The following is a 22,876-nucleotide window of genomic DNA, read 5'->3' on the forward strand; positions in this document are numbered from 1 at the left end:
GATGAGCGAAGCGCTAGGATTTCTAGCCAACGTTTAGGGATGGGTGAATTCATAATGACCTCCAATAAAAAGTTGAAGGTATTTTCAAATACAAAAAATGGTGTTGCTAGGTGTGGTTGGCCGGACGATTACTATCAATCTAGTGTTCTGTCACATTTTGATGCTGACAACAATTTGCTTAAAGTTGATGGGGTTAAATATCTAAGTTTTTTTCATCCTTTTTCTGTAGAAGATATGAAAGGAGTTCAAGCATGAGACCTAGAGTAAAACTAACCAACGCAAAACTTATCTCAATTCAATCTGATACAGAGGAAAAAGTTGAACGGGTGCTTTACGGCACATTTGCTGACGAAAATGAAAATGGTAAAGAAGGAGATGCTTTATTCACGATAAAGGTTTTGGAAATCAATGGTCTAGAAAGTAAGTGCTTTGGTGTTGACTTTTATATCTTAGATGCTGAACCTAAAGAGTTTGATGTAAATGCATTTGAGTTTAATTTAATGCATGAGTGTATGTATTCTCCTAATGAGTTATTAGAGCTGCGAGATATGCTCCCGGCTAGTTATTAGTAAGGGAATACGTTGGATAGGATATATTTAAAGGATGCCTACATAGTATCTGTTTACGACTATAAAGAATTTGAAAAAATATTTCTTGGCGAGTTTTTATCAGGGGGGGTTATTGAAGATGAAACATTCAGGTTTCGGCCATTTCAGCAAATCGTGACTTCAAAGATTGTTAGCAAATCTGCTGATGAGGATAAGTTAGAAATATACACACATAGTGGGAGTTGTTATGTGATTGATACTGACCATAAGTTAATTGATATTTCGTTTGTTGAACTGGTTGTTATGAGAGCAGGAGCTTATTCGGCAGATCGAGTTTTAGAAATGAGAGAGCAACTTAAGTCTCAAAATAAAAGCCATTGAATAGCGAAGATAAGAAGTCTGATGAGATTATTATTTGTCACTTACCTCTTTGAAAAAATTGACGTTAGTCAAATATTCATAAATGTTTACATGACATCAATTTACTTATTCGAAAATTTGTATTAGCATAGACCATGTATATTTTTATGAGAATTTTATGTCTAAAGCATTTTCAAAAGTCTTAGTAATAACGCTTATGCTGGTTGCCTTTGTAGGGCAAGCATTTGCGTATTCTGCTATGTCTTGCGAAATGTCATTAGGTTCTCATGAATCACACATGAACATGGAACATTCCAAGATGAGTCATCATGAAGGAATGGAGCATGGTGATATGAATAAAAGCAGTAACGGTCAATCAGAAGATTGTTGTGGTGTTTGTGTTTGTCCTACAAATGCTTGCTCATCTACGACAGTCCTAAATTCCAGTATTGATTCGACAGATATTCAAATATTCAGTGAATCTGTAGCTGCTCTGCAATCTAAACAACCTCATTCAATTTCCACTTCCCTTTATCGTCCACCAATTTTTGCCTAATACAGGATTAGTGCGTCCAAATTTCTCGCACATGTAATTAATTTTTCTGTTAGTCAATATAGCGTCGTAGCGCTATAGATATTTTCCAGCGATGTCTGGGGGCAAAAATGATCAATAAGTATTTAAAAATAGCAGTAGTAATGCTGCTTTCACCTGCGTTTGCAAACGCCAACGAACATAACCATGCACACAATAACGACGTAACACCTTTGGAGTTAATCGTTTATAAAACCCCTACTTGTGGGTGTTGTAAAAAATGGATAACTCATATTGAAGACAAAGGGATCGTTGCGCATTCCAAAGATTTCCGAAACATCGGCAACATCAAAACTAAGTATGGTATCAAACCTAATTACCGTTCATGCCACACGGCAGTGAGTAGAAATGGATTTGCCTTTGAAGGTCATATACCTGCTAAATTTATTCAGCAGTTCTTATCAGAAGAACATCCCAATGCGATTGGGCTTTCAGTTCCAGCAATGCCAGTTGGCTCTCCCGGTATGGAAGTCGATGACCGCTTTATGCCATACAACGTGTTAATTCTATTTAAAGATGGAACGAGCAAAGTCTATGCAAAAGTTAAGACATACGAGGAGCAATTCTAATGAAATTGAACTCTTCAAACCTTACTTCACTTTCAACTGCATTAATACTCGGCTTATCTGTATTCTCAGCTCAAGCTGAGAAAGTAGTGTCGCTTGAACAAGCTATCACCTTAGCTCAGCAAAATGATCCTTGGCTTCATGGTAGCCGATTGAAACAAAGTGCAGTTGAAAATAGAAGTATTGCTTCAGGTACTTTGCCTGATCCGAAAGTATCGCTAGGGATAATGAATTTACCAACAGATACTTGGGATTTAGATCAGGAAGGAATGACTCAGCTAAAGGTTGGCGTCTCTCAAATGTTTCCGAGAGGCGACAGTCTAGAGATCAAGAAAGACCAGTTACAAATTGAGTCCACGAAATTTCCACTGTTACGAGAGGATCGTAAAGCTAAGTTGAAAAGCCAAGTGTCACAACTTTGGTTAGATGCTTACTTAGCCCAACAAACTATTAAATTGATTGAAGATGATTGGTCTCTCTTTGAGCAGATGGCGGAAGTGGCTAAAGCTAGCTATTCAAATGTTGTTGGTAAAACCAGACAACAAGATGTTATTCGTGCTCAATTGGAAATCGTGCAGTTAGATGACAGATTAACTTCGCAAAAGCAGAAACTAGAAACGACAATCGCTCGTCTCAATGAGTGGCTTCATATTTACGATGCGGATCGTTTGAATGAATCATTCAACTTTGACGCGCAACCATTAGAGTTTAGCGTCTCAAAAGAATTGCCTTCGATTCAATTGAATAATCCAACAGTCCTAAAAGCATCTAATTACTCAAGAAATCTATTGGCTCAGGAGCTTTCGAATCACCCAGCCATACTTGCAATTGATATAAAACGCAAAGCTTCAGAAAAAGGAATTGAGTTAGCCAAACAGCAATATGAGCCGCAATGGGGTGTTAATGCTAGTTATGCCTATCGCGACAATATGCCCTCTGGTGATAGCCGAGCTGATTTATTTTCTGTTGGGGTAACGTTTGATTTACCCTTGTTTACCGAGAACAGACAAGATAAGCAAGTTGCAGCTTCTATTGCAGATTCAGAGACTATTAAAACCGAGAAACTATTACTGACAAAGCAAATGATCAGTGTTTTAGAAAAAGAACTAAGACAGCTTAAACGCTTATCAGATAGACAATCTATCTATCAAGAACAACTCCTTAAACAAACTCATGACCAAGCAGAAGCGTCATTGACAGCCTACACAAATGATGATGGCGATTTTGCCGAAGTTGTTCGAGCAAGAATTGCCGAATTAAATACCAGAATATCAGCTTTAAGAATTGATGTTGACGCACTTAAAACAGTTGCTCGTATCAACTATTTCTTTGCGCATTCTCAATCTAACTCAAATGCTGAACATAAGTCGATGCAAACTTCACACAAAACTAATCAGCACTTATCCAGTCAGCAATTTGGAGAAAAATAATGTCAACGAATACAAAAACAATTATTGCCATCATCATTGGGGCAGCACTTGGTGCTGGAGCATTGAGTTTATATCAAGGTACTGGCTCAAACAGTAATAGTAATGAAGCAACATCAGGAGAAAAAAAGCCTCTGTATTGGGTTGCACCGATGGATTCTAATTACCGCCGGGACAAGCCCGGTAAGTCGCCTATGGGGATGGATTTAATTCCAGTGTATGAGGAAGGATCATCTGGTGATGACTTTGGCCCCGGAGCAGTAAAAATTGCGCCTCATGTAGTGAATAACCTTGGGGTTCGCACTGCACCTGTTGAACTGAAAAATATGCATACTGAAATCTCAACGGTAGGTTATGTTCAATATGATGAAGATAAGCTAATTCATATCCACCCACGGGTTGATGGCTGGATTGATAAACTTTACATCAAAGCAGCAGGTAACCCTGTAGAGAAAGGGCAGCCTCTTTATACACTGTATTCTCCTCAGTTAGTTAACGCGCAAGAAGAACTTTTAATAGCTTTAAAGCGCAACAATAGTTCTTTAATTTCAGCAGCCAAAGATCGCCTAAAAGCGTTACAGCTTTCAGCAGACTTTGTTCAAAAGCTAGAAAAGACACGAAAGGTTCAGCAAACAATTACCTTTTATTCACCACAAGCAGGTGTTGTCGATGGTTTGAAGGTTAGAGAAGGTTTTTATGTAAAGCCGGGAAACACCTTATTAAGCATTGGCCAGCTAGATCAAGTTTGGGTTGAAGCAGAAGTGTTTGAACGTGACGCAGCCTTAATTAAAAAAGGACTTCCTGTATCAATGACACTGGATTATTTACCCGGTGAGGACTGGGCTGGTGTCGTTGATTATGTTTATCCAACATTGAACAGTAAAACACGCACACTCAGAGTGAGATTGAAATTTGATAACACAGACTATCAATTAAAACCAAATATGTTTGCACAAGTCTCTATTCACGCTAATCAAGCTGATAGCACCATCCTCGTGCCTAAAGAAGCCGTTATTAGAACAGGTAAACAGGACAGAGTAGTACTTGCGTTAGGTGATGGGCAATTTAAATCTATTGAAGTGACTATTGGCCGGGTTGATATCGACAGCATCGAAATATTAGACGGCTTAAATGAAGATGACGTTGTGGTGACATCTGCTCAATTCTTGATTGATTCTGAATCAAGTAAAAGCTCTGACTTTAAACGAATGACTCATGATGAAGTGCCTAACTCTGTTTGGATGCAAGGGGATGTTAATAGTGTTATGGCAGGGCACCGCATGGTTAATATTTCACATGGCCCTGCTGAAGCTTGGGATTGGCCTGAAATGGTTATGGATTTTACTGTGGCTGAAAAAGTCGATATTGACTCATTAAAGTCAGGTCAATCTTTGCACTTTGAAGTGAGCAAAACCGAAGAGGGTGGATATGAAGTTACTGGAATTCATATCATGAGTGAGCCTGCTGATATGAGTGAAGAAGTATCATCAGCAACAGTATCAGGTTTAATTAATGCGATTGATATTGATACACGGATTCTAAATATTAGCCGAGGCCCAATAGAGAAGTGGGATAGACCTGCTGCGACGATGGATTTTATCGTCGCGGACAATATAGAAATAGTTGATTTCAATGTTGGTGATAATGTCACTTTCACTTTTGAGGTTAGGGATGACTTAGTTATCACTGACATTTCTCTTGAATCAGATGAACAACACGGCAAGGAAAATAAGCCGGTCGTTGATCACTCGAATCATTAAGTTGGGAGAAAAATAATGATTGAATCAATTATTAGATGGTCAATTGGCAATCGCTTCTTTGTTATCTTAGCTACCTTAATTTTGATTGGTGGTGGGCTATTTTCAATAAAGAATACGCCTGTTGATGCACTACCAGATTTATCTGACGTTCAAGTAATAATTAAAACGAATTACCCCGGTCAGGCACCGCAAGTTGTTCAAGATCAGGTTACTTATCCACTGACAACTGCAATGTTGTCTGTTCCCGGCGCTGTTACTGTTCGTGGCTATTCATTTTTTGGTGACTCATTTGTTTACGTCATCTTTGACGAAGACACTGACTTATATTGGGCAAGGAGCAGAGTACTTGAATATTTAAGTCAAGTAGCCCCTTCACTACCCGCTAGTGCGCGTCCACAACTAGGGCCAGATGCGACAGGTGTTGGCTGGGTTTACCTATATTCTCTTGTAGATAAAACGGGCAACTTGGATATTAGCCAATTGCGTAGTATTCAAGATTGGTTCTTAAAATATGAATTGCAAACTGTCCCCGGAGTGTCAGAGGTTGCTGCCGTTGGTGGAATGGTTAAACAATATCAAATACAAGTCGATCCCGATAAGTTAAGAGCCTACGGTATACCACTTAGTCACATTCAAATGGCCCTTAAGCGTGGTAACCAAGAAACAGGTGCCTCTGTTGTTGAAATGGCTGAAGCAGAGTACATGGTTACCGCTACTGGCTATATCAAAAGTATTTCAGATATAGAGTTGATCCCTCTCGGTGTGAACGAACAAGGAACGCCGCTTACTATTGGCGATGTGGCAGAAGTTAACTTAGGTCCACAAATGAGACGGGGCATCGCGGAACTTAATGGTGAAGGAGAAGTTGTTGGTGGTGTGGTTGTTATGCGCTTTGGTGAAAACGCACAAAAAACCATTGATGGAGTAAAAGCCAAATTAGAAGAGTTAAAAAAAGGTTTACCCGAAGGAGTTGAAATAGTTACGGTTTATGATCGCTCTGGCTTAATAGGAGAGGCGGTAGAAAACCTATGGAGTAAATTGCTCGAAGAGCTTGCTGTCGTCGCGATTGTATGTGTTGCATTTCTGTTTCATTTGCGATCTTCGATTGTTGCAGTTGTCACTCTACCTATTGGCATCTTAGCTTCATTTATCATCATGCATATGCAAGGTATCAATGCGAATATTATGTCATTAGGTGGTATCGCTATTGCAATTGGTGCGATGACAGATGGCGCAATAGTGATGATTGAAAATATGCATAAACATATGGAAAAGACACCGCTAACAGATGAAAATCGTTGGCAAATAGTCTCAAAGGCGGCAAGTGAAGTCGGTCCTGCATTATTCTTTAGTTTGCTCATCATTACAGTCTCATTCTTGCCTGTATTTATTTTGGAAGCGCAAGAAGGAAGAATGTTCTCTCCTCTTGCTTACACAAAAACATATGCAATGGCTGCATCAGCAGGCTTAGCGATAACATTGGTGCCTGTATTAATGGGGTACTTTATTCGAGGCAAAATTGTTTCAGAAAAGAAAAATCCGTTAAACCGATTGCTAATTGCTATTTACATGCCTGTTTTAAAGCAAGTAATGAAGTTTCCAAAATCGACAATTGTAGCAGCAATATTAGTGACTATCGTCGGTTTTTGGCCTGTTGATAAGATTGGTAGCGAGTTTATTCCTCCTCTAGATGAAGGAGATTTAATGTACATGCCGACTACATATCCGGGGATCTCTATTGGTAAGGCAAGAGAAATTCTACAGCAGACAGACAAGCTAATTAAAACAGTGCCAGAAGTTGAAACAGTATTTGGTAAAGTAGGAAGAGCTGAAACTGCAACTGATCCCGCGCCTCTAACTATGATTGAGACCTTCATTCAGTTGAAGCCTCAAGAAGAGTGGCGTGAGGGAGTTACAACAGAATCTTTAAAAGCTGAGTTTGATAAGTTGGTTAAGTTTCCGGGCTTGACGAATGCTTGGGTTATGCCAATCAAAACTCGTATTGATATGTTGGCAACAGGTATTAAAACGCCTGTGGGTATTAAAGTCGCCGGACCAGAGCTTGATGTGATTCAGGAAATCGGCCAACAAATAGAGCAAATTTTACCCGAAGTTACAGGCACAGCATCAGTTTACTCAGAGCGAGTTGCAGGTGGACGATATATCAAGGTTGATATTTCACGCGATAAGGCAAGTCGCTTTGGGTTAAACATCGAAGATGTTCAACAAGTGGTTTCTACAGCTATTGGTGGTATGAACGTTACCCAAACGGTAGAAGGTCAAGAGCGTTACCCTGTTAACTTACGCTATCCGCAAGACTATCGAGACTCTCCTGAGCAGCTATCACGATTACCTGTTGTAACACCAAGTGGTCAACGCATTGCACTAGGTGATGTCGCAGATATTCGAGTTGAGAACGGTCCGCCGGGGATTAAGAGTGAAAATGCTCGTTTAAATGGCTGGACGTTTATCGATATAGACGGTGTTGACGTAGGTACTTATGTTGAAAGTGCAAAAATACACTTGGCTAATAATCTAAAACTACCAGCAGGTTATTCAATTACTTGGGCTGGGCAATACGAATATATGGAAAGAGCGAAAGAAAAGCTCACCTATGTATTGCCTTTAACACTCGCCATTATTGTTATTCTACTTTACTTAAACTTCAGAGCGTTTAGTGAGGTGGCTATCATTATCGTTACCTTGCCGATGGCGATGATTGGTGGCTTATGGTTGATGTATCTGGAAGGGTTTAACTTCTCTGTGGCTGTTGGCGTGGGCTTTATTGCTCTAGCTGGGGTAGCGGTTGAGATTGGTGTGATAATGTTGGTCTATCTCAATCAGGCACTTGCTGAGCTTAAGGAAAAAGCGAAAGAGCGAGCAGAACTCATCTCAGAAGATGAATATCAAGATGCCTTATTGCACGGTGCTGGATTACGTGTTCGTCCTGTAATGATGACAGTAGCGACAATCATTATCGGCCTAATGCCTATTTTATATGGTACAGGAACAGGCTCTGAGGTAATGAGTCGTATTGCTGCACCAATGGTAGGTGGGATGACAAGTGCAGTCCTGCTAACTCTAATTGTTTTACCCGCGATTTATTCAATCGTTAAAAAGCCCGAAGTAAACGCCTTTAACAAGGAACTTTCTAACTCGGAGCTAAAAAACAATGCTTAGAAAAGCTAGGAAGTACCATAAATGGCTAATGGCATTTGTAGGGATACAATTCCTTTTCTGGTCGATTACTGGTGTGTATATGGTGACTATGGATATTCACTATATACACGGCGAAACCTTGGCTAAGAGTGAGGAAGCCAAAATAGATTTAGCAAGTATGGATTACTCCATTGTAAAGCTAGCTGCGGATTATCCTAAAGCTAGCCAAGTTACACTTACTCAAAGTATGGGCCGTCCTTTGTATTCTTTTATTAATGGAGAAAATGGAAAAGTAGCAATAGATGCTAAAACTGGAGCTGTTCAGGCCCTTGTAGATGAAACCAAGGCTAAAGAAATCGCACAATACCATTATGTGCTGAATCATCAAATCGACAGCATAAGGTTGATTAAGTCAGCGACAAACTTGCCTGCTGAGTTGTCCCCAAGGCATTTACCTGTTTGGAGAGTGACGTTTGAGCAATTCTCCACACCGACATTTTATATAAGTCAACAAACAGGATCACTTGTTGCCAAGCGTCATGATTACTGGCGATTGTTTGATTGGATGTGGCGGTTCCACATTATGGATTACTATGATGGAGAAAACGTATCTAACTGGTTTTTGTTCTTGGTCGCAACTCTAGGTCTAATGGGAGCAATTACTGGCGCAGTATTGACTTATTACCGAGTGCTTTCCCCAAATAAAAAGAGAGTCATTTGATGCGACTATTTAAGTTAAATACAACGATACACAAGTGGCTTTCTTTATTTGTTGGTTTACAACTGCTTATTTGGTTGGGAACGGGCCTTTACTTCAATTTGATGGATCACAGTAAAGCCAGTGGTAATGAACTTAGAGTTCATTCTCATCATGAAGGTAGCATTACAGGCTTTGACCTATTCCCTATTAAAGACATTACTAGTAATGCTCCGCAGGAAGTAAACCTTATATGGGTTTTACATCAGCCTTACTATCATTTTGTGTTCGATAAGGGGCAGCATAGCTATCAAGAACGCCACTCAAAGCTATTTGATGCTGTAACAGGAAAGCCATTTAATTTGTCTGAAGAACAAGTACTAACTTTGGCAAAAAACTCCTACTCAGGACAGGGTAAGTTAACTACTCCAGTGTTATCTCAACCTCCGTTTTCTGATCACGTAAGGCAGCAAAATCCTATGTGGCAAGTTGCCGTTGAGGATGAGAACAATACAACTATTTATTTAGATAGTATTACAGGTCAAGTACTTCGCCATGCCAATGATGATTTCAGATTGAAAGATCTGATGATGAAGCTTCACTTTATGGACTATGGCAATTCTGGAGGATTTAACCATTGGTTGATCATTGCATTTGCTTTTGCAACGCTATTCCTTTCAATTACTGGTGTTACTTGGCTGATACAACAGTATCGAAGTGGTTTACTGAAGCTAGGTTGGGGCACTAACAGGCAAAAAGTGGCAGTGACGTTTTCCAATGAAAATACTATTACTGACATCTCAGCAGTTGGTCGCTCAACTGTACTAGAAGGGCTAGCTAGTTCACATGTATACCTTCCTTCAGGTTGCGGTGGTGGCGGTACTTGTGGCAAATGCGTGTTCTTAAGTTCAACTAAATTACCTATCACACTATCTGAACAGGAACATTTATCTCAGGAGCAACTTAAGGAAGGTTATCGGCTTGGATGTCAGCATAGGTTCTCTGAAATTAGTTCGATTGAAGTTAATACTGATCGCAATATTGAAAATCATGAGCTAGTTGTGGTTGCGACTAATTTCATTACTCCTTTTATCAAGGAAGTGAAATTTAAGCTGAAATCAGGCAAACAGTTGGCATTTAAAGCTGGTGCATATATGCAATTTGATGTGCCAGCAGGGATGAATAGCTTACGTCCAGATGATATGCCAGAGTGCTATGAAAAATACTGGGATAGCTACTATCATGGAAAATTTTCTCATAACGGTGTAACTCGCCACTACTCATTAGTTAACTTTGACGAGGAGTCTGATGAGTTAATGTTTAATATCCGTTGGCAGACCGCAAAGAATGGTTTTAAAGCAGGAATAGGTTCAAGTTATTTAGGTTCACTCCAAGTAGGTGAAACGATAACTGCAAAAGGCCCTTTTTCTGATTTTTATGCCACTTCAAATAAAAAAGTTAGTCGCGTGTTTATAGGTGCGGGTTCAGGACTTGCACCACTAAGGTCTATTATTTTTGAACAGTTGAAAAAGCATAAAGATAAAAGTGGTTTGACTCTTATCTATGGTGCGCGAACTGAAGATGACTTGCTATACCATAATGAATTGAAGTCACTGAGTGAGAAGCATAAAAACTTCTCTTATATTCCTACTCTTTCTAATCCTTCAGAAGAATGGCAAGGGCACTCAGGCTATGTTCAAAAAGTACTTCTGCCGTATATGAACCAAAAATCAGAACTGCTTTTGGCTGAGTTTTACTTGTGCGGTCCAGAAGCAATGATGAGTGAAGTGGAAAAAATAATTACAGATGCTGGGATTCCAAGTAATCAAATTTTCAAAGATAAATTTAGTCGTTAATCCATTAAATAAATAGAGGTAAATATGAAAAAACTAATTAAATTTTTAACCGTAATCAGTGTCGTTTTTAGTAGTGCGGTATTTGCGCATGTGCATCTTGAAAAAAGTGTGCCTGCTGATAATGCAATGCTAATGAATCCTCCAGAAGAGTTAACTTTGGTGTTCACCAAAGAGGTACGGGTTGTAAAAGTTTCATTGGCCAATAAACAAGGCGAAGAATTTAAATTTGGATTCGAGCCTTCTAAAGTCGCTACTAGCAAATTTACATGGAAACTACCTAAATTAGCTCCTGCAAACTATGCTGTGGATGTAACCTTCTTAGGTAACGATGGTCATAAAATGAAACATAGCTTCGGCTTTATGGTTCACTAAAATAGGCGGTGTGATTGATATGGAAATGTATATCTGGAATACAGTCATTGTACTGTCAAAAATTGTATTTTACGTCGGCTTTGCCTGTATTGCTGGTTATACATTTTTCAGGCAAATATTTGAGAATAATGAATCTCATACTAATGCTGTAATCGCGAATTTAACGTGTACAAGAACTTATATAGTTATGGCTTTGATCGCTAATATTACTTGGTTCTTTGCCAGTACTGGTGCAATGGCAGAAGAGGGAATTCAGGGGGCGATAGACGCTGATATATTGGCTATTATGTGGGACTCCTCTGTCGGCACTGGAGCTTTGCTTCGAGCGCTTGGGCTAGTTACCGCAATAATCGCTTTAGCTTTAAGGTTCAAACTCGCTGTGAACTCGTACTTAAAACAAAGCGCTTTAATGTTGAGTTTATTAATCCTTGCATACTCATTCACGTTACTGGGTCATATTTCTGAGTTAGGCACAATTGAAAAAGGCTTGCTTATTTTGCATGTGCTCGTTATGGCATGGTGGTTTGGGGCGTTATTGCCACTAAAACAGGCTTGCCATCAGCTAAGTTATGCAGAACTTCATTTGCTGATGGAAAGCTTTGGCAAACAAGCAAGTTTTACATTGAGCCTATTGTTGGTAGCAGGCCTCTGGCTCGTGATTCAATTGGTCGCAAGTCTTGATGCACTAATAAGCTCAAGTTACGGACAAACACTGTTGTTTAAATTGGCCCTTGTAGTGTCTATTTTGGCACTTGCTGCTAAACATAAACTAATACTCGTTCCACAACTTAAAAATAGTCAAGGCAGAGAGGCTTTATCTAAATCTATCTCGATAGAAATGGTAGTAGCTTTTGCCATTTTATCTGTAACGGCTGGGCTTACTAGTGTTGTTGGCCCTGCAAATTAAAACCTAAAAGAGAGAATGAAAATGAAAACAATAAATATATTACTCGTTTTATTAATGACGTTTAGTTTCGCAGCAAACGCTCATGGTGATAAGAACAAAGACAAAGGTTTGTTTAAAGGTATAGATACCCCAGCCGCAAAAGTTGTTTTGGCATTTCATCAAGCACTTGAAACTGGCAATCAAAAACAGGCTAGAGCGCAGTTAGCGGATGATGTCACCATTTTCGAGGGAGGCCGCGTTGAAAGGAGCGCTGATGAATATGCTCATCATCATATGTTGTCGGATATGAAGTATTTAGCAGCGATGAAGAGCGACACACTTGAACATCAAGTGACGATACTTGGAAATACCGCTATCTCTGCGTCGCGTAGTCAAACTACAGGTACTCATAAAGGTGTTGAACGCGATTATCAAGGCATGGAAACGATGGTGCTGGAAAAACAAAATGGTGAATGGAAGATTAAGCACATTCATTGGTCACATTAATTTATTGGTCAAACAACGGAGAGTAAAATGAGAAACAACAATCCATTACATCAAGTTTCTACGCCACGTAGACGCTTTGTACAAGGATTAGCTGCTGGCGGTGTATTAGCTGCTTTTCCAAGTGTTCTTCATGCAGCTTCATCTTTGCTTGCTGGAACTTCAACAGGTACTGCGCCCGAACTAAGTGGGGAAGTCATAGATCTGGTGATAGATGAGTCACCAGTAAACTTCACAGGTGTTGTAAGAATGGCTACAACAATCAATGGCTCAATACCAGCTCCTACCTTGCGCCTCAGAGAAGGTGATGACGTTACTATCAGGGTAACGAATAAATTATCAGTGCCGAGTTCAATTCATTGGCATGGGATCATTCTTCCGTATCAAATGGATGGCGTACCGGGTATTAGCTTTAAAGGTATAATGCCGGGTGAAACCTTTGTTTATAAATTTAAGCTGCAACAAAGCGGCACATATTGGTATCACTCACACAGTGGTTTTCAAGAAATGACAGGTATGTACGGCGCATTAATTATTGAGCCAAGAGAAAAGGATATTATTAGTGCTGACAATGAGCATGTCATCCAATTGTCTGATTGGACTGATGATGACCCAATGGATTTGTTTCGCAAGTTAAAAGTACAGAGCGATGTATTTAACTTTAATCAACCTACTGTTCCAGAGTTTTTTGATGACATTTCAAATAGCAGCGTTTCAAATGCGCTACAACGCCGGGAAATGTGGAATAAAATGAGAATGAACCCTACAGATCTTGCAGACTTATCAGCATCTGCAATGACTTTTTTAATGAATGGTTGTGCGCCTTTGACAAACTGGCGTGGAATGTTTAAAGCTGGCGAAAAGGTTAGGCTTAGATTTATTAACGGTTCTAGCAATACGTTTTTTGATGTAAGAATACCTGAGCTGAAGTTAACAGTTGTACAAGCTGATGGACAAAATGTTGAACCTGTGACAGTAGATGAATTTAGATTTGGTCCCGGTGAAACTTATGATGTACTTGTCGAGCCAAAAAATGATGCATATACGATTTTTGCACAAAGCATGGATCGCTCAGGTTATGCTAAAGGTACTTTATCAATGGCACCTAATATTGATGCACCAGTACCTGCTCTAGATCCCGTTGAATGGTTAACGATGACAGATATGATGGGGAATATGGCCCAAGGTGGTGAGCATTCCGCGATGGCAGGTATGGCAGACATGTCGGGCATGAATTCTAATAAAATGGATCATAGTGCAATGGGTCATGGAGCGATGGCAATGGATCATAGTAAACATGGAATGACTAAAAACCCATTAGCTGTTGCTAGCACTAAAGTGCGTCATGCAAAAACAGAGTATGGAGCTTCTGTTGATATGCGTGTTGATATGCCTAGAACAAACCTTGATGATCCCGGTATAGGTTTACGTAAAAATGGACGCCGTGTTTTAACACTTGCAGATTTACATTCTCTTGAGGGAATTACAAACCAGCAAGAGCCAGAGGCTGAAATTGAATTACATTTAACTGGAAACATGGAGCGTTATAGCTGGTCATTTGATGGCTTGGAATTTGGAAAAAGCACGCCAGTTCACATGAAGCATAATCAACGTTTAAGAGTTATTTTACAAAACGATACAATGATGACACATCCCATGCACCTGCATGGTATGTGGAGCGATTTGGAGAATGAAAAAGGTGATGTACAGGTTCGTCGCCATACTATCCCTGTACAACCAGCGCAAAGAATTAGTTTTTTAACAACACCTCATGACGTAGGTCGCTGGGCATGGCATTGCCATTTATTATTCCACATGGATGCAGGTATGTTTAGAGAGGTAGTTGTATCATGAAAAAATTAATACTAACCAATACGTTAAGACTATTATTAATAGGTTTGCCCCTTATAAGTGTATCTGTATCTGCAAAAGATGAGATGACTGAGATGGGTGATTCTAAAATGCAAGCACAAGGTGGAGATGCACCTAAAGATGCTAGAGACCCCCATGCTTATGCAGCAGGTACAACTTTGACTGAAGGTCCTTATGCACTCAGTAGCGACAAACGACTGACTTTGGCAGATGAGCATTCATTTTACGCGCTACTAGGGGATCGTCTTGAATATAATGAGCAAACAAACGCAGGTGTTTTTGACTTTCAGGCATGGTATGGCACTACTTTTGATAGATTAGTCATCAAAACTGAGGGAGATTTTAGCGAAGGTAATTTAGAGGAGAACCAAACAGATTTTCTATGGGGCCACGCAATATCTGCTTATTGGGATACACAAGTCGGTATTCGACTTGATTACAATAACGAAGGTGAAAACCGCAAATGGCTAGCTTTTGGTTTACAAGGTCTAGCCCCCTACTGGTTTGAAATTGATATGACTGCGTATTTAGGAGAGCAAGGTAATAGTGCATTTTCGATCGAAGCTGAGTATGAGCTATTACTTACTCAAAAGTTAATTGTTCAACCACGAGCAGAGTTGACGCTTTACGGTAAGGATGACGTCCAAAATAACCTTGGTAGTGGCTTATCTAGCAGTGCTATTGGTTTTCGGGTTCGTTATGAGTTTACCCGCCAGTTTGCTCCCTATGTTGGCGTTGAGTGGACAAATAAATTTGGTAATACAGCCGACTTTGCGAAGTTAAATGGGCAAAGTACGCGTGATACTGCTTTTGTTGCAGGTATCAAGTTCTGGCTCTGATGTGAAGAAATACTATATTGACTTGATGAGAGCTACCGCAACTATATTGATGGTAGCTTTCGTTTTTTGGGATTTAAACCATTTTAGTTATGTTAGGAAAGGCCTAGCTAATAGTTTTTTTGGAAAGAACTAAGAGCAGTAATAGTAAGCTACTTCTTGTTTTCAGTCGGTGCCAGTCTGGTGTATACCTATCAAGGTGGAATATCAGCTAAGAAGTAAAGTTGGCGAATGTTTAAGGTTAAAGAGTCAAGCCAAAAAACATCGCCATTGAAAGACGTACAATAGGCCATTTTATCACTTTTGATGAACGGGAATTGGGTGTGCTCGGGATAGAACCGATTGTTGCAAAGTACTGCGCTTAAAGCTGAACAATTGGAAAAATGATCCCTTACTCAATACCTAGTTATGAGCGTAGGGTTTTTATTTTTTTTAATGGTGCTCATGCTTGGCTTCAATCTCATGAGTATAAATTAGACACCCCTTTTATACTTGTTAAGTTTAAGCTGTTTAAAAAAGTAAAAAGTAAAAAGTAAAAAGTAAAAAGTAAAAAGTAAAAAGTTTAGGTTTTAGTTCAAAGTTTGATCAAGATCATAAAATTATTTTTACAAAGTGGCTAATATTGTAGGTGCTAAAGAAGGAATTAAAATGTTTGGACTTTTCAAGTGGTTTAAAATAGTAATAATAACTGTGTTGCTTACGCAGCATGGCTTTGCTATTGCTAAACCAATGAATTGTGAAGAGCATCATAATGGCTCATCCGACACGCATATTATACAACCAAGCAAAAATATGCATCATCAATCAATGATTGACAATAGTCACTATCACACTGAAAATTCGCAAGACTCTAAACACCGTCATGGTGATGAAGACTGTGAAAAATGTAAAGCTGGTGATTGTGTTTGTTGTGAAGGCGGTTTTTGTACAAGCTTTCATTTAAATGCCTATCTTGTGGAAGCGCAAGACGAAGGTATTTGCAATATTCATTCTGAGCTAATTCTACAGCGTACACCCCTACCAAAATCTGGTATCCATCTCTTACTTTATCGTCCACCAATTATTGGCTAATCACGGGAACAGTGCGTCTTTTTTTCGCCACTCCCATCAAAATAGAATGATTTTTTCATTGGTTTAAATAACCAATTGTTTTGAACGATTAGTACGATATTTGGAAAGGCATTATGAAAATGCTCAAACTATTGCTATTTACAGTACTTAATGCTGTCGATTTTGACCGAGATTTCTCTTTTACCAAAAAATTAGTTTTTAGCTTTTGCATTATTAATCACGAATAATCACTTGACCTGTGTCTTAGACACAGGTCTAAGCTGTAGGTGAGATTACAAACTTAGGTGAAGAACTAAGGAGTGAACATGAAAGTTGCAGAGCTGGCAAAAAGCCTTGGAACGACTGCTGATACGGTGCGCTATTACACCAGATTAGGATTGTTAAAACCAGCTAAGTCAGTGAACGGCTACAAGTCATACTCGAATAAAGAAGTATCGAGACTTAAATTCATTTTAAGTGCCAGAAACCTTGGTTTTTCCGTTGCAGATATCAAGGAAATTATTAATGAATCTGAAGATGGTAAAAGTGCGTGCCCATTAGTCAGAAGCCTGATCAAAGAGCGGCTTGAAGAAACAGAAAAGCAGTTTCAAGCAATGTTGGCACTTCGAGGAAAAATGTCTTCTGCGCTTTCTCAATGGGAAGAAATGGAAGACAAAGCACCGACTGCAAACATGGTTTGTCATCTCATCGAAAACTTTGAGCAAATTAAAAAAGCATAGGAGGAAAAAGGGTGGCTACTAACACAAATATAAAAACTGAATCAGGCTGTTGCTGTAAGGCAAAAGCTCAATCCTCTTCGTGTAAAAGTAAGGAGAATACGTTGGAGAAAGTATCACATAACCAACAGCTTATCATTGAAGGCGCTGGGTGTGCTAGCTGTGTAGGCAAAATTGAAGGGGCGTTGAAGGCAACTCTTGGAGTCGTCAGTGCGGAAATGAATTTTGCTGATAGGACAGTAACAGTTTATGGGACAGCTAAAACAGAAGAATTGATCAAAGCTGTTGAGTCAGTGGGGTATAACGCGAAGCCAATTGATGATAGCTCAGCAACAGATGCGCTTGATGAGAAAGAGGCGGCGGATTGGGCATATTACAAAAAGCTAATGCGCGATACGTTTATTGCCCTTTCACTCGGCGTTCCTTTGATGATCTACAGCATTGTGGTTGGAGAAATGACGGTTGAAACAAACCTTGAGCGCATGTCTTGGCTGGTTGTAGGCATTTTAACTTTTGGTGTTATGTATTTTTCAGGTAAGCATTTTTATGTTGGCGCTTGGAAAAGCTTTAAAAACCACTCCGCTAATATGGACACTCTAATAGCTTTAGGAACAAGTACAGCTTGGTTGTATTCGATGGTTGTCGTGTTTGCACCTGACGCCGTTCCATTAATGGCACGGCATGTTTATTTTGAAGCTACCGCCATGATCATTGGCTTAATTGATTTAGGTCTGGCATTAGAAATAAAAGCCAGAGGTAAAACCTCTGAGGCCATTAAGCGTCTTATCGGCTTGCAAGCCAAAACAGCAACCGTGGTTCGTGACAACAAAGAAGTTCAGATAGGTATTGAGCAGGTTTTATTTAACGATATTGTGAAGGTAAAACCGGGTGAAAAAATTCCCGTCGATGGCGTGGTATTGGAAGGACACACCTCTATTGATGAGTCCATGCTGACAGGCGAACCTATGCCTGCTGAAAAAGCTGAAGAAGATGAGGTTGTCGCAGGTACTTTGAACAAATCAGGCATGATTTTATTTAGAGCCACACGCGTTGGTAAAGACACGGCGCTTGCACAGATCATCAATATGGTGAAACGAGCACAAAATTCAAAACCGCCGATTGGCCGTTTGGCCGATGTTATTTCAGCTTTTTTCGTACCTGTCGTGATGATTACCTCTGTGTTAAGTGCGCTAGCATGGCTTAACTTTGGACCTGAGCCAGCCATTGCTTTTGCCATCGTTTCAGCAACTACTGTGCTTATTATTGCCTGCCCGTGTGCTTTAGGCTTGGCAACACCCATGTCTGTCATGGTGGGAGTAGGAAAAGCAGCAGAAGCCGGAGTGCTTATTCGCAACGGTGAGGCACTGCAAACCGCCTCTAAAATCACTGCCATGATTTTAGATAAAACGGGCACTATTACTGAAGGGGCACCTAAGGTAACCGATATTATTTTAGCAAAAGCTACTGACGAAAAAGACGTACTACAGCTTGCAGCAAGTTTAGAAAGCGGCTCAGAGCATCCTTTAGCGCAAGCGATTGTTGAAAGTGCGTTAGATCAGGATATTGAGTTACTAAAAATTGAAGCCTTTAACGCCATTACGGGTTTTGGTGTAGAAGCAAGCTGCAACAACAAAGCCCTGCTTTTCGGAAACGATAAACTAATGAAGTTAAAAGGCATAGACCTCACAGGCTTTGTTGAACAAGCACAGTCTTTAGCCAAAGAAGCCAAAACACCTATGTACTTTGCTGTAGATGGTGAACTTGCAGCAATCATTGCTGTTGCAGATCCTATCAAGTCAGACTCAATCTCTGCTATCAAACGGCTTCAGGCTAATGGTATACGCGTCATCATGTTAACGGGTGATAACAAGGAAACCGCTGCCGCCGTAGCTAAAAAAGTGGGTATTAGTGAGTTTCTTGCTGAAGTGCTGCCAGAAGATAAAGCCAACAAGGTGAAAGAGCTACAAGAAGGCGGCGAAATTGTTGGTATGACAGGAGATGGCATCAACGATGCTCCTGCGCTAGCGTTAGCCGATGTTGGCTTCGCCATAGGCACAGGGACTGATGTAGCTATCGAAAGTGCTGACATTACCCTAATGCGTGGTTCACTTCATGGCCTTGCTGATGCCATAGCGGTAAGCAAAGCTACTTTACGAAATATCAAACAAAACTTGTTTGGCGCGTTTGTCTATAACGTAGCCGGGATTCCTTTTGCTGCGGGGGTTCTATACCCCTTCTTTGGCATTCTGCTTAGCCCTGTAATTGCAGGTGCTGCAATGGCGTTTTCGTCATTGACTGTAGTGTCAAATGCAAATCGACTTCGCTTTTTTAAAGCAAAAGAGCATTAAGGAGAATCACAATGATGGTTATTAACTTATTAGGCTTAATGTTAATCGCGCTGATTGTTTGGTGGTTTTGGCTATATAAACCCAATAAAACAATCGTTCAAGGTAATGAAGTACTCATTGAAGTGAGGGATGGCGTGTATTCCCCATCCTCAATTCAGGTGTCTGCTAGCCAGCCTGTCACTCTGAAGTTTATGCGCAAAGATCAATCCCCCTGCGCTGAAACAATGCTTATTCCTTCATTGGATATAAGCGAACAGCTTAAATTAAATGAAATTACTCAAATTACCCTATTGAACTTATCACCGGGAGAGCATGAGTTTCACTGTCAGATGCAAATGTATCGCGGTGTCTTAAAAGTCGTTTAGGAGGGCAATATGAAAAATCAACACCCTAATTTTTGGTCAACACCTACAGGCTGGGCTGCACTGGCACTTATTGCCGCAGTGACCTACTTCTTAGTGCTTGAGCATGGTCAACATACGCTGCAATTTCTTCCCTACTTGATTTTATTGCTATGCCCCTTGATGCACGTATTTATGCATGGCAATCATGGTAAACATGGTCACGATCATTCACATGCGCCTGATGAAAAAAAGGAAGAGAGCTTTCAAGAACTCACGGATAAAAATGCAGCCTATCGCGATGGCTACATACAAGGGTTAGAAAAGGCACGTAAGGAATCACATAAAAAGGAGAGCAGTGATGAATGAAACATATGATTATGGCTTATGGTCAATGGTGATACTGAACTCAGCAATTTTTATCTTTTTTGCCTTTAGTTTTGTCAAACCAAAAACATCAACTGATTGGAGAAGTCTAAGCGCGTTCTCTGCCTTTATTGTTGCCCTATTTACTGAAATGTATGGCTTTCCTTTAACTATCTATTTTCTGTCGGGGTGGCTGACGGAGACCTATCCAGAAGTAAATTTCTTTGCGCATGAAAATGGGCATTTATTACATACTTTCTTTGGATTTCAAGGTGATGCCCATTGGGACCCATTTCATATAGTGAGTATGGTGTTTATTGTTGCAGGTTTCTTTATGTTGTCTTCAGCATGGAATGTATTGCATCACGCGCAAAAACATCATCAATTGGCTACAACTGGATGGTATGCAAGGTGTCGCCACCCACAGTATGTAGCTTTCATTCTAATCATGTTCGGCTTTTTATTGCAGTGGCCGACAATCCCAACACTTGCGATGTTTCCGATCTTAGTCGTTGTTTACGTCGAGCTAGCGAAACGCGAAGAAGCACAAGCGATTGCTGAGTTTGGTTCGGAGTACCACAGGTATATGGAATCGACACCAAGTTGGATCCCAAATTTTAATAAAAGTGTAGAAGGTAAAAATCATGAAAACGTTAACTAAATCAATTTTATTTATTAGTTCACTACTGATAACCACTAGCTCATTTGCCCAAAACAATGAGCATAAACATGAAGGTGCGAACAAAGCTGATATGCATCAAGGCATGGCAATACCACATGAGAACATGGGAGAAATGCACAAAAAGATGATGGAAATGAAAAAGGAAGTCCATGCCATTAAAACTGAAAAAGATCCTGAAAAGCAACAGCAGATGATGGTTGAACATCACCGTTCAATGATGAAGATGATGCAATCCATGCACAAAAACATGGAAGAAATGCCAATGGATCAACAAATCAAGATGGCTGAACATCATTTAGAAATGATGGGGAACATGATGCCGCAGATGAACCGTAAAATGGAAGAAATGAAAGATAGCAATCAACAGCATTCACACAAACATTAGGAGAAAAATTATGAGCGATTTAAATCATAGAGTTGGCGTTAAAGAGCAAAATTTAGTTGTTCGAAACCTAAAGCTTAGCAATGTCACAGAAGAAAGCTGTGACGAGTTAGTAAAAGAAATAGATCAGCTTTTTGGTATAGATGAAGTTAGTTACAACATCAAAGAAGGTGAAATACACCTTGCCTATGATGCCGCAAACGTAAGCCTTGATGGGATTGAGGAGGTAATCCGTAAGTATGGCGCAGATGTTCATGATGATTGGTGGACACATACTAAAGAAAGTTACTATAAATTTGTTGATCAGAACATCAAAGATAACTCTGTTCATAAGCCTTGGAGTTGTCATCAAGCACCTTCGGGGGCTGGCCGGAAAAACAAATGAATTCATAAAAAAGTGTATAGATAATTAGTTAGTCAAATGAGGTAACAGTGATGAAAACACCCTATATAAAAGCTCTTTTATTGCTTACATTCGGTTTATATTTAGTGGGTTGTTCCAATACCACTTCTTATCATAAATACATGATGAGAGGTCAGGTAGTAGAAAGTTCTGATAATCGAACTCTAATCTGTATTGGTGCTAAGCATGGCGCAGAGGTTGGGCAAAAATACAGTGTTATTAGATTCCATGAAAGAATAGTATTGAGTGAAGGTGAAGATCCCTACACTATCGAAAAGGTAGGAACGGTACAAGTTACTAAAATTGTGAATGATCATTTCGCAACTGTAAAGCTAGTGTCTGGTGACATTGCAGCGAAAGATATGGTGGAACTTGAAAACTAATAAAGTGGTGGCGAAAGCCACCACAAGAGCATAACAATAAAACTTAATGAAAAAACTTTAGTGTTATTTTGTACAACCTTTGAGATTGTTTGCTCAGTTCTGGTTATCTTGATGCCAGTACGACAGAAAAAATGTTACATATGAATTAGAAAGGTGTGGGCTGGCATCCTAGGTCTAATCTTAACAGTTAAGGGGCCGCCGAATAGAGCTATACCTTTACATCAGCAGCATAATCAATGCTCCCGCGATCATAAATAAGTTTTCAGATAGCGATACAAATCCAAGTGGCACACTGCTATCGCCGCCTACACAGGCACACTTTAACTGGCGTTTGTCGATGTAAACGGCTTTGAAAACTGAAATTGCTCCAACTGTGCCGATAAACAATGAAAATGGTGCCACTGCGAGAGGCTGTAGTTGGGCAACCATACCAATACCTGCATATGCTTCAATGAAGGGATAAATATAACCATATCTTATCCATCTCATCGCTAGTAAATCATAAGTAATAAACGAATTTGTGAAACTGTATAGGTCTTTCAGTTTTTGCACCGCTAAGAGCGTCATTGAAAAAGCGTATCCGTCCGGTGATCACCGCCTAGCCTTTAAAATTCCACGGTATTAGACTATCGATATCAGGTGTTGATTGGCACAGCTCATCTAAACACGCGGTGATGTAATCGTATGGCGCTAAGCCGTTGGCTTTGGCTGTTTCGATGATGCTGTAAAGTATCGCGCTTGCGTTAGCA

At 39.9% G+C, this 22,876-nt stretch carries 24 protein-coding genes and 2 pseudogenes; 24 read left to right on the forward strand and 2 right to left on the reverse strand.

All coding sequences use genetic code 11. The features are described 5' to 3' along the window. From PSI06_RS17855 to PSI06_RS17970, 24 genes and pseudogenes are all read left to right on the forward strand, one after another. Positions 1–255: pseudogene (locus PSI06_RS17855) on the forward strand (hypothetical protein); the annotation flags it as partial. Next, the gene (locus PSI06_RS17860) at positions 252–569 is read left to right on the forward strand and encodes a hypothetical protein (protein ID WP_138764881.1); all 318 of its coding nucleotides are present in this window, start codon (positions 252–254) and stop codon (positions 567–569) included. The pseudogene PSI06_RS17855 and the gene PSI06_RS17860, both read left to right, overlap by 4 nt. Positions 570–581: 12 nt before the next feature. Further along, positions 582–929 carry a hypothetical protein gene (locus tag PSI06_RS17865; protein ID WP_036984763.1) on the forward strand — a complete coding sequence of 116 codons (348 nt, stop codon included), beginning with the start codon at positions 582–584 and terminating at the stop codon, positions 927–929. Positions 930–1,086: 157 nt separating this feature from the next. Next, on the forward strand, positions 1,087–1,464 hold the full coding sequence (locus tag PSI06_RS17870; protein ID WP_138686582.1) for a hypothetical protein: 378 nt from the start codon (positions 1,087–1,089) through the stop codon (positions 1,462–1,464). 107 nt (positions 1,465–1,571) lie between these two features. Next, positions 1,572–2,069: a DUF411 domain-containing protein gene (locus PSI06_RS17875; protein WP_004589252.1), complete on the forward strand. Its 498-nt coding sequence runs from the start codon at positions 1,572–1,574 to the stop codon at positions 2,067–2,069. After that, the gene (locus PSI06_RS17880; RefSeq protein WP_004589253.1) at positions 2,069–3,496 is read left to right on the forward strand and encodes a TolC family protein; all 1,428 of its coding nucleotides are present in this window, start codon (positions 2,069–2,071) and stop codon (positions 3,494–3,496) included. Before PSI06_RS17875 ends, PSI06_RS17880 begins: the two co-directional genes overlap by 1 nt. Continuing rightward, positions 3,496–5,253 carry an efflux RND transporter periplasmic adaptor subunit gene (locus PSI06_RS17885; RefSeq protein ID WP_076923063.1) on the forward strand — a complete coding sequence of 586 codons (1,758 nt, stop codon included), beginning with the start codon at positions 3,496–3,498 and terminating at the stop codon, positions 5,251–5,253. Before PSI06_RS17880 ends, PSI06_RS17885 begins: the two co-directional genes overlap by 1 nt. Positions 5,254–5,268: 15 nt before the next feature. Then, a complete protein-coding gene (locus tag PSI06_RS17890; protein WP_076923062.1) occupies positions 5,269–8,433 on the forward strand; it encodes an efflux RND transporter permease subunit in 3,165 nt (1,054 codons plus the stop codon). After that, positions 8,426–9,133 carry a hypothetical protein gene (locus tag PSI06_RS17895; protein WP_008109638.1) on the forward strand — a complete coding sequence of 236 codons (708 nt, stop codon included), beginning with the start codon at positions 8,426–8,428 and terminating at the stop codon, positions 9,131–9,133. Before PSI06_RS17890 ends, PSI06_RS17895 begins: the two co-directional genes overlap by 8 nt. Then, positions 9,133–10,965: a 2Fe-2S iron-sulfur cluster-binding protein gene (locus tag PSI06_RS17900; protein ID WP_024596190.1), complete on the forward strand. Its 1,833-nt coding sequence runs from the start codon at positions 9,133–9,135 to the stop codon at positions 10,963–10,965. Before PSI06_RS17895 ends, PSI06_RS17900 begins: the two co-directional genes overlap by 1 nt. Positions 10,966–10,989: 24 nt before the next feature. After that, the gene (locus PSI06_RS17905) at positions 10,990–11,337 is read left to right on the forward strand and encodes a copper resistance CopC family protein (RefSeq protein WP_010558032.1); all 348 of its coding nucleotides are present in this window, start codon (positions 10,990–10,992) and stop codon (positions 11,335–11,337) included. A gap of 19 nt (positions 11,338–11,356) precedes the next feature. Continuing rightward, positions 11,357–12,244, forward strand: a complete 888-nt coding sequence (locus PSI06_RS17910; RefSeq protein WP_273604540.1) for a copper resistance D family protein — start codon at positions 11,357–11,359, stop codon at positions 12,242–12,244. Between the two features lie 15 nt (positions 12,245–12,259). Further along, entirely contained in the window at positions 12,260–12,730 is a 471-nt protein-coding gene (locus tag PSI06_RS17915) for a YybH family protein (protein WP_008467847.1), read from the forward strand. A 27-nt stretch (positions 12,731–12,757) separates the two neighbouring features. Continuing rightward, complete coding sequence (locus PSI06_RS17920) at positions 12,758–14,581, forward strand: copper resistance system multicopper oxidase (protein ID WP_039972484.1); 1,824 nt, start codon at positions 12,758–12,760, stop codon at positions 14,579–14,581. After that, a complete protein-coding gene (locus PSI06_RS17925) occupies positions 14,578–15,438 on the forward strand; it encodes a copper resistance protein B (RefSeq protein WP_004589262.1) in 861 nt (286 codons plus the stop codon). The genes PSI06_RS17920 and PSI06_RS17925 overlap by 4 nt, the downstream gene beginning before the upstream one ends. Positions 15,439–16,083: 645 nt before the next feature. Next, a complete protein-coding gene (locus tag PSI06_RS17930) occupies positions 16,084–16,506 on the forward strand; it encodes a hypothetical protein (protein ID WP_273604538.1) in 423 nt (140 codons plus the stop codon). A 305-nt stretch (positions 16,507–16,811) separates the two neighbouring features. After that, positions 16,812–17,225 (forward strand): MerR family transcriptional regulator, encoded by a 414-nt coding sequence (locus tag PSI06_RS17935; protein WP_016708244.1) that lies wholly within the window; start codon positions 16,812–16,814, stop codon positions 17,223–17,225. Positions 17,226–17,326: 101 nt separating this feature from the next. Then, on the forward strand, positions 17,327–19,570 hold the full coding sequence (locus tag PSI06_RS17940; RefSeq protein WP_273604537.1) for a heavy metal translocating P-type ATPase: 2,244 nt from the start codon (positions 17,327–17,329) through the stop codon (positions 19,568–19,570). An 11-nt stretch (positions 19,571–19,581) separates the two neighbouring features. Continuing rightward, on the forward strand, positions 19,582–19,935 hold the full coding sequence (locus PSI06_RS17945; RefSeq protein ID WP_004589267.1) for a cupredoxin domain-containing protein: 354 nt from the start codon (positions 19,582–19,584) through the stop codon (positions 19,933–19,935). Positions 19,936–19,944: 9 nt separating this feature from the next. Then, complete coding sequence (locus PSI06_RS17950; protein WP_055022013.1) at positions 19,945–20,280, forward strand: DUF2933 domain-containing protein; 336 nt, start codon at positions 19,945–19,947, stop codon at positions 20,278–20,280. Further along, complete coding sequence (locus PSI06_RS17955; RefSeq protein ID WP_004589269.1) at positions 20,273–20,938, forward strand: methyltransferase family protein; 666 nt, start codon at positions 20,273–20,275, stop codon at positions 20,936–20,938. The genes PSI06_RS17950 and PSI06_RS17955 overlap by 8 nt, the downstream gene beginning before the upstream one ends. Further along, the gene (locus tag PSI06_RS17960) at positions 20,922–21,344 is read left to right on the forward strand and encodes a hypothetical protein (RefSeq protein WP_273604536.1); all 423 of its coding nucleotides are present in this window, start codon (positions 20,922–20,924) and stop codon (positions 21,342–21,344) included. Before PSI06_RS17955 ends, PSI06_RS17960 begins: the two co-directional genes overlap by 17 nt. 10 nt (positions 21,345–21,354) lie before the next feature. Further along, positions 21,355–21,726: a hypothetical protein gene (locus PSI06_RS17965; RefSeq protein WP_008467865.1), complete on the forward strand. Its 372-nt coding sequence runs from the start codon at positions 21,355–21,357 to the stop codon at positions 21,724–21,726. Between the two features lie 50 nt (positions 21,727–21,776). Continuing rightward, on the forward strand, positions 21,777–22,127 hold the full coding sequence (locus PSI06_RS17970; RefSeq protein ID WP_273604535.1) for a hypothetical protein: 351 nt from the start codon (positions 21,777–21,779) through the stop codon (positions 22,125–22,127). A 216-nt stretch (positions 22,128–22,343) separates the two neighbouring features. Here the strand turns inward: PSI06_RS17970 and PSI06_RS17975 are convergent. Next, positions 22,344–22,703: pseudogene (locus PSI06_RS17975) on the reverse strand (MauE/DoxX family redox-associated membrane protein); the annotation flags it as partial. Positions 22,704–22,725: 22 nt separating this feature from the next. Then, positions 22,726–22,876 (reverse strand): transposase domain-containing protein (locus PSI06_RS17980; RefSeq protein ID WP_273604539.1); only part of this gene is annotated, 151 nt, incomplete at its 5' end.

The sequence above is a fragment of the Pseudoalteromonas sp. GABNS16E genome (genome assembly GCF_028598715.1).
Classification (GTDB): Bacteria; Pseudomonadota; Gammaproteobacteria; order Enterobacterales; family Alteromonadaceae; genus Pseudoalteromonas; species Pseudoalteromonas atlantica.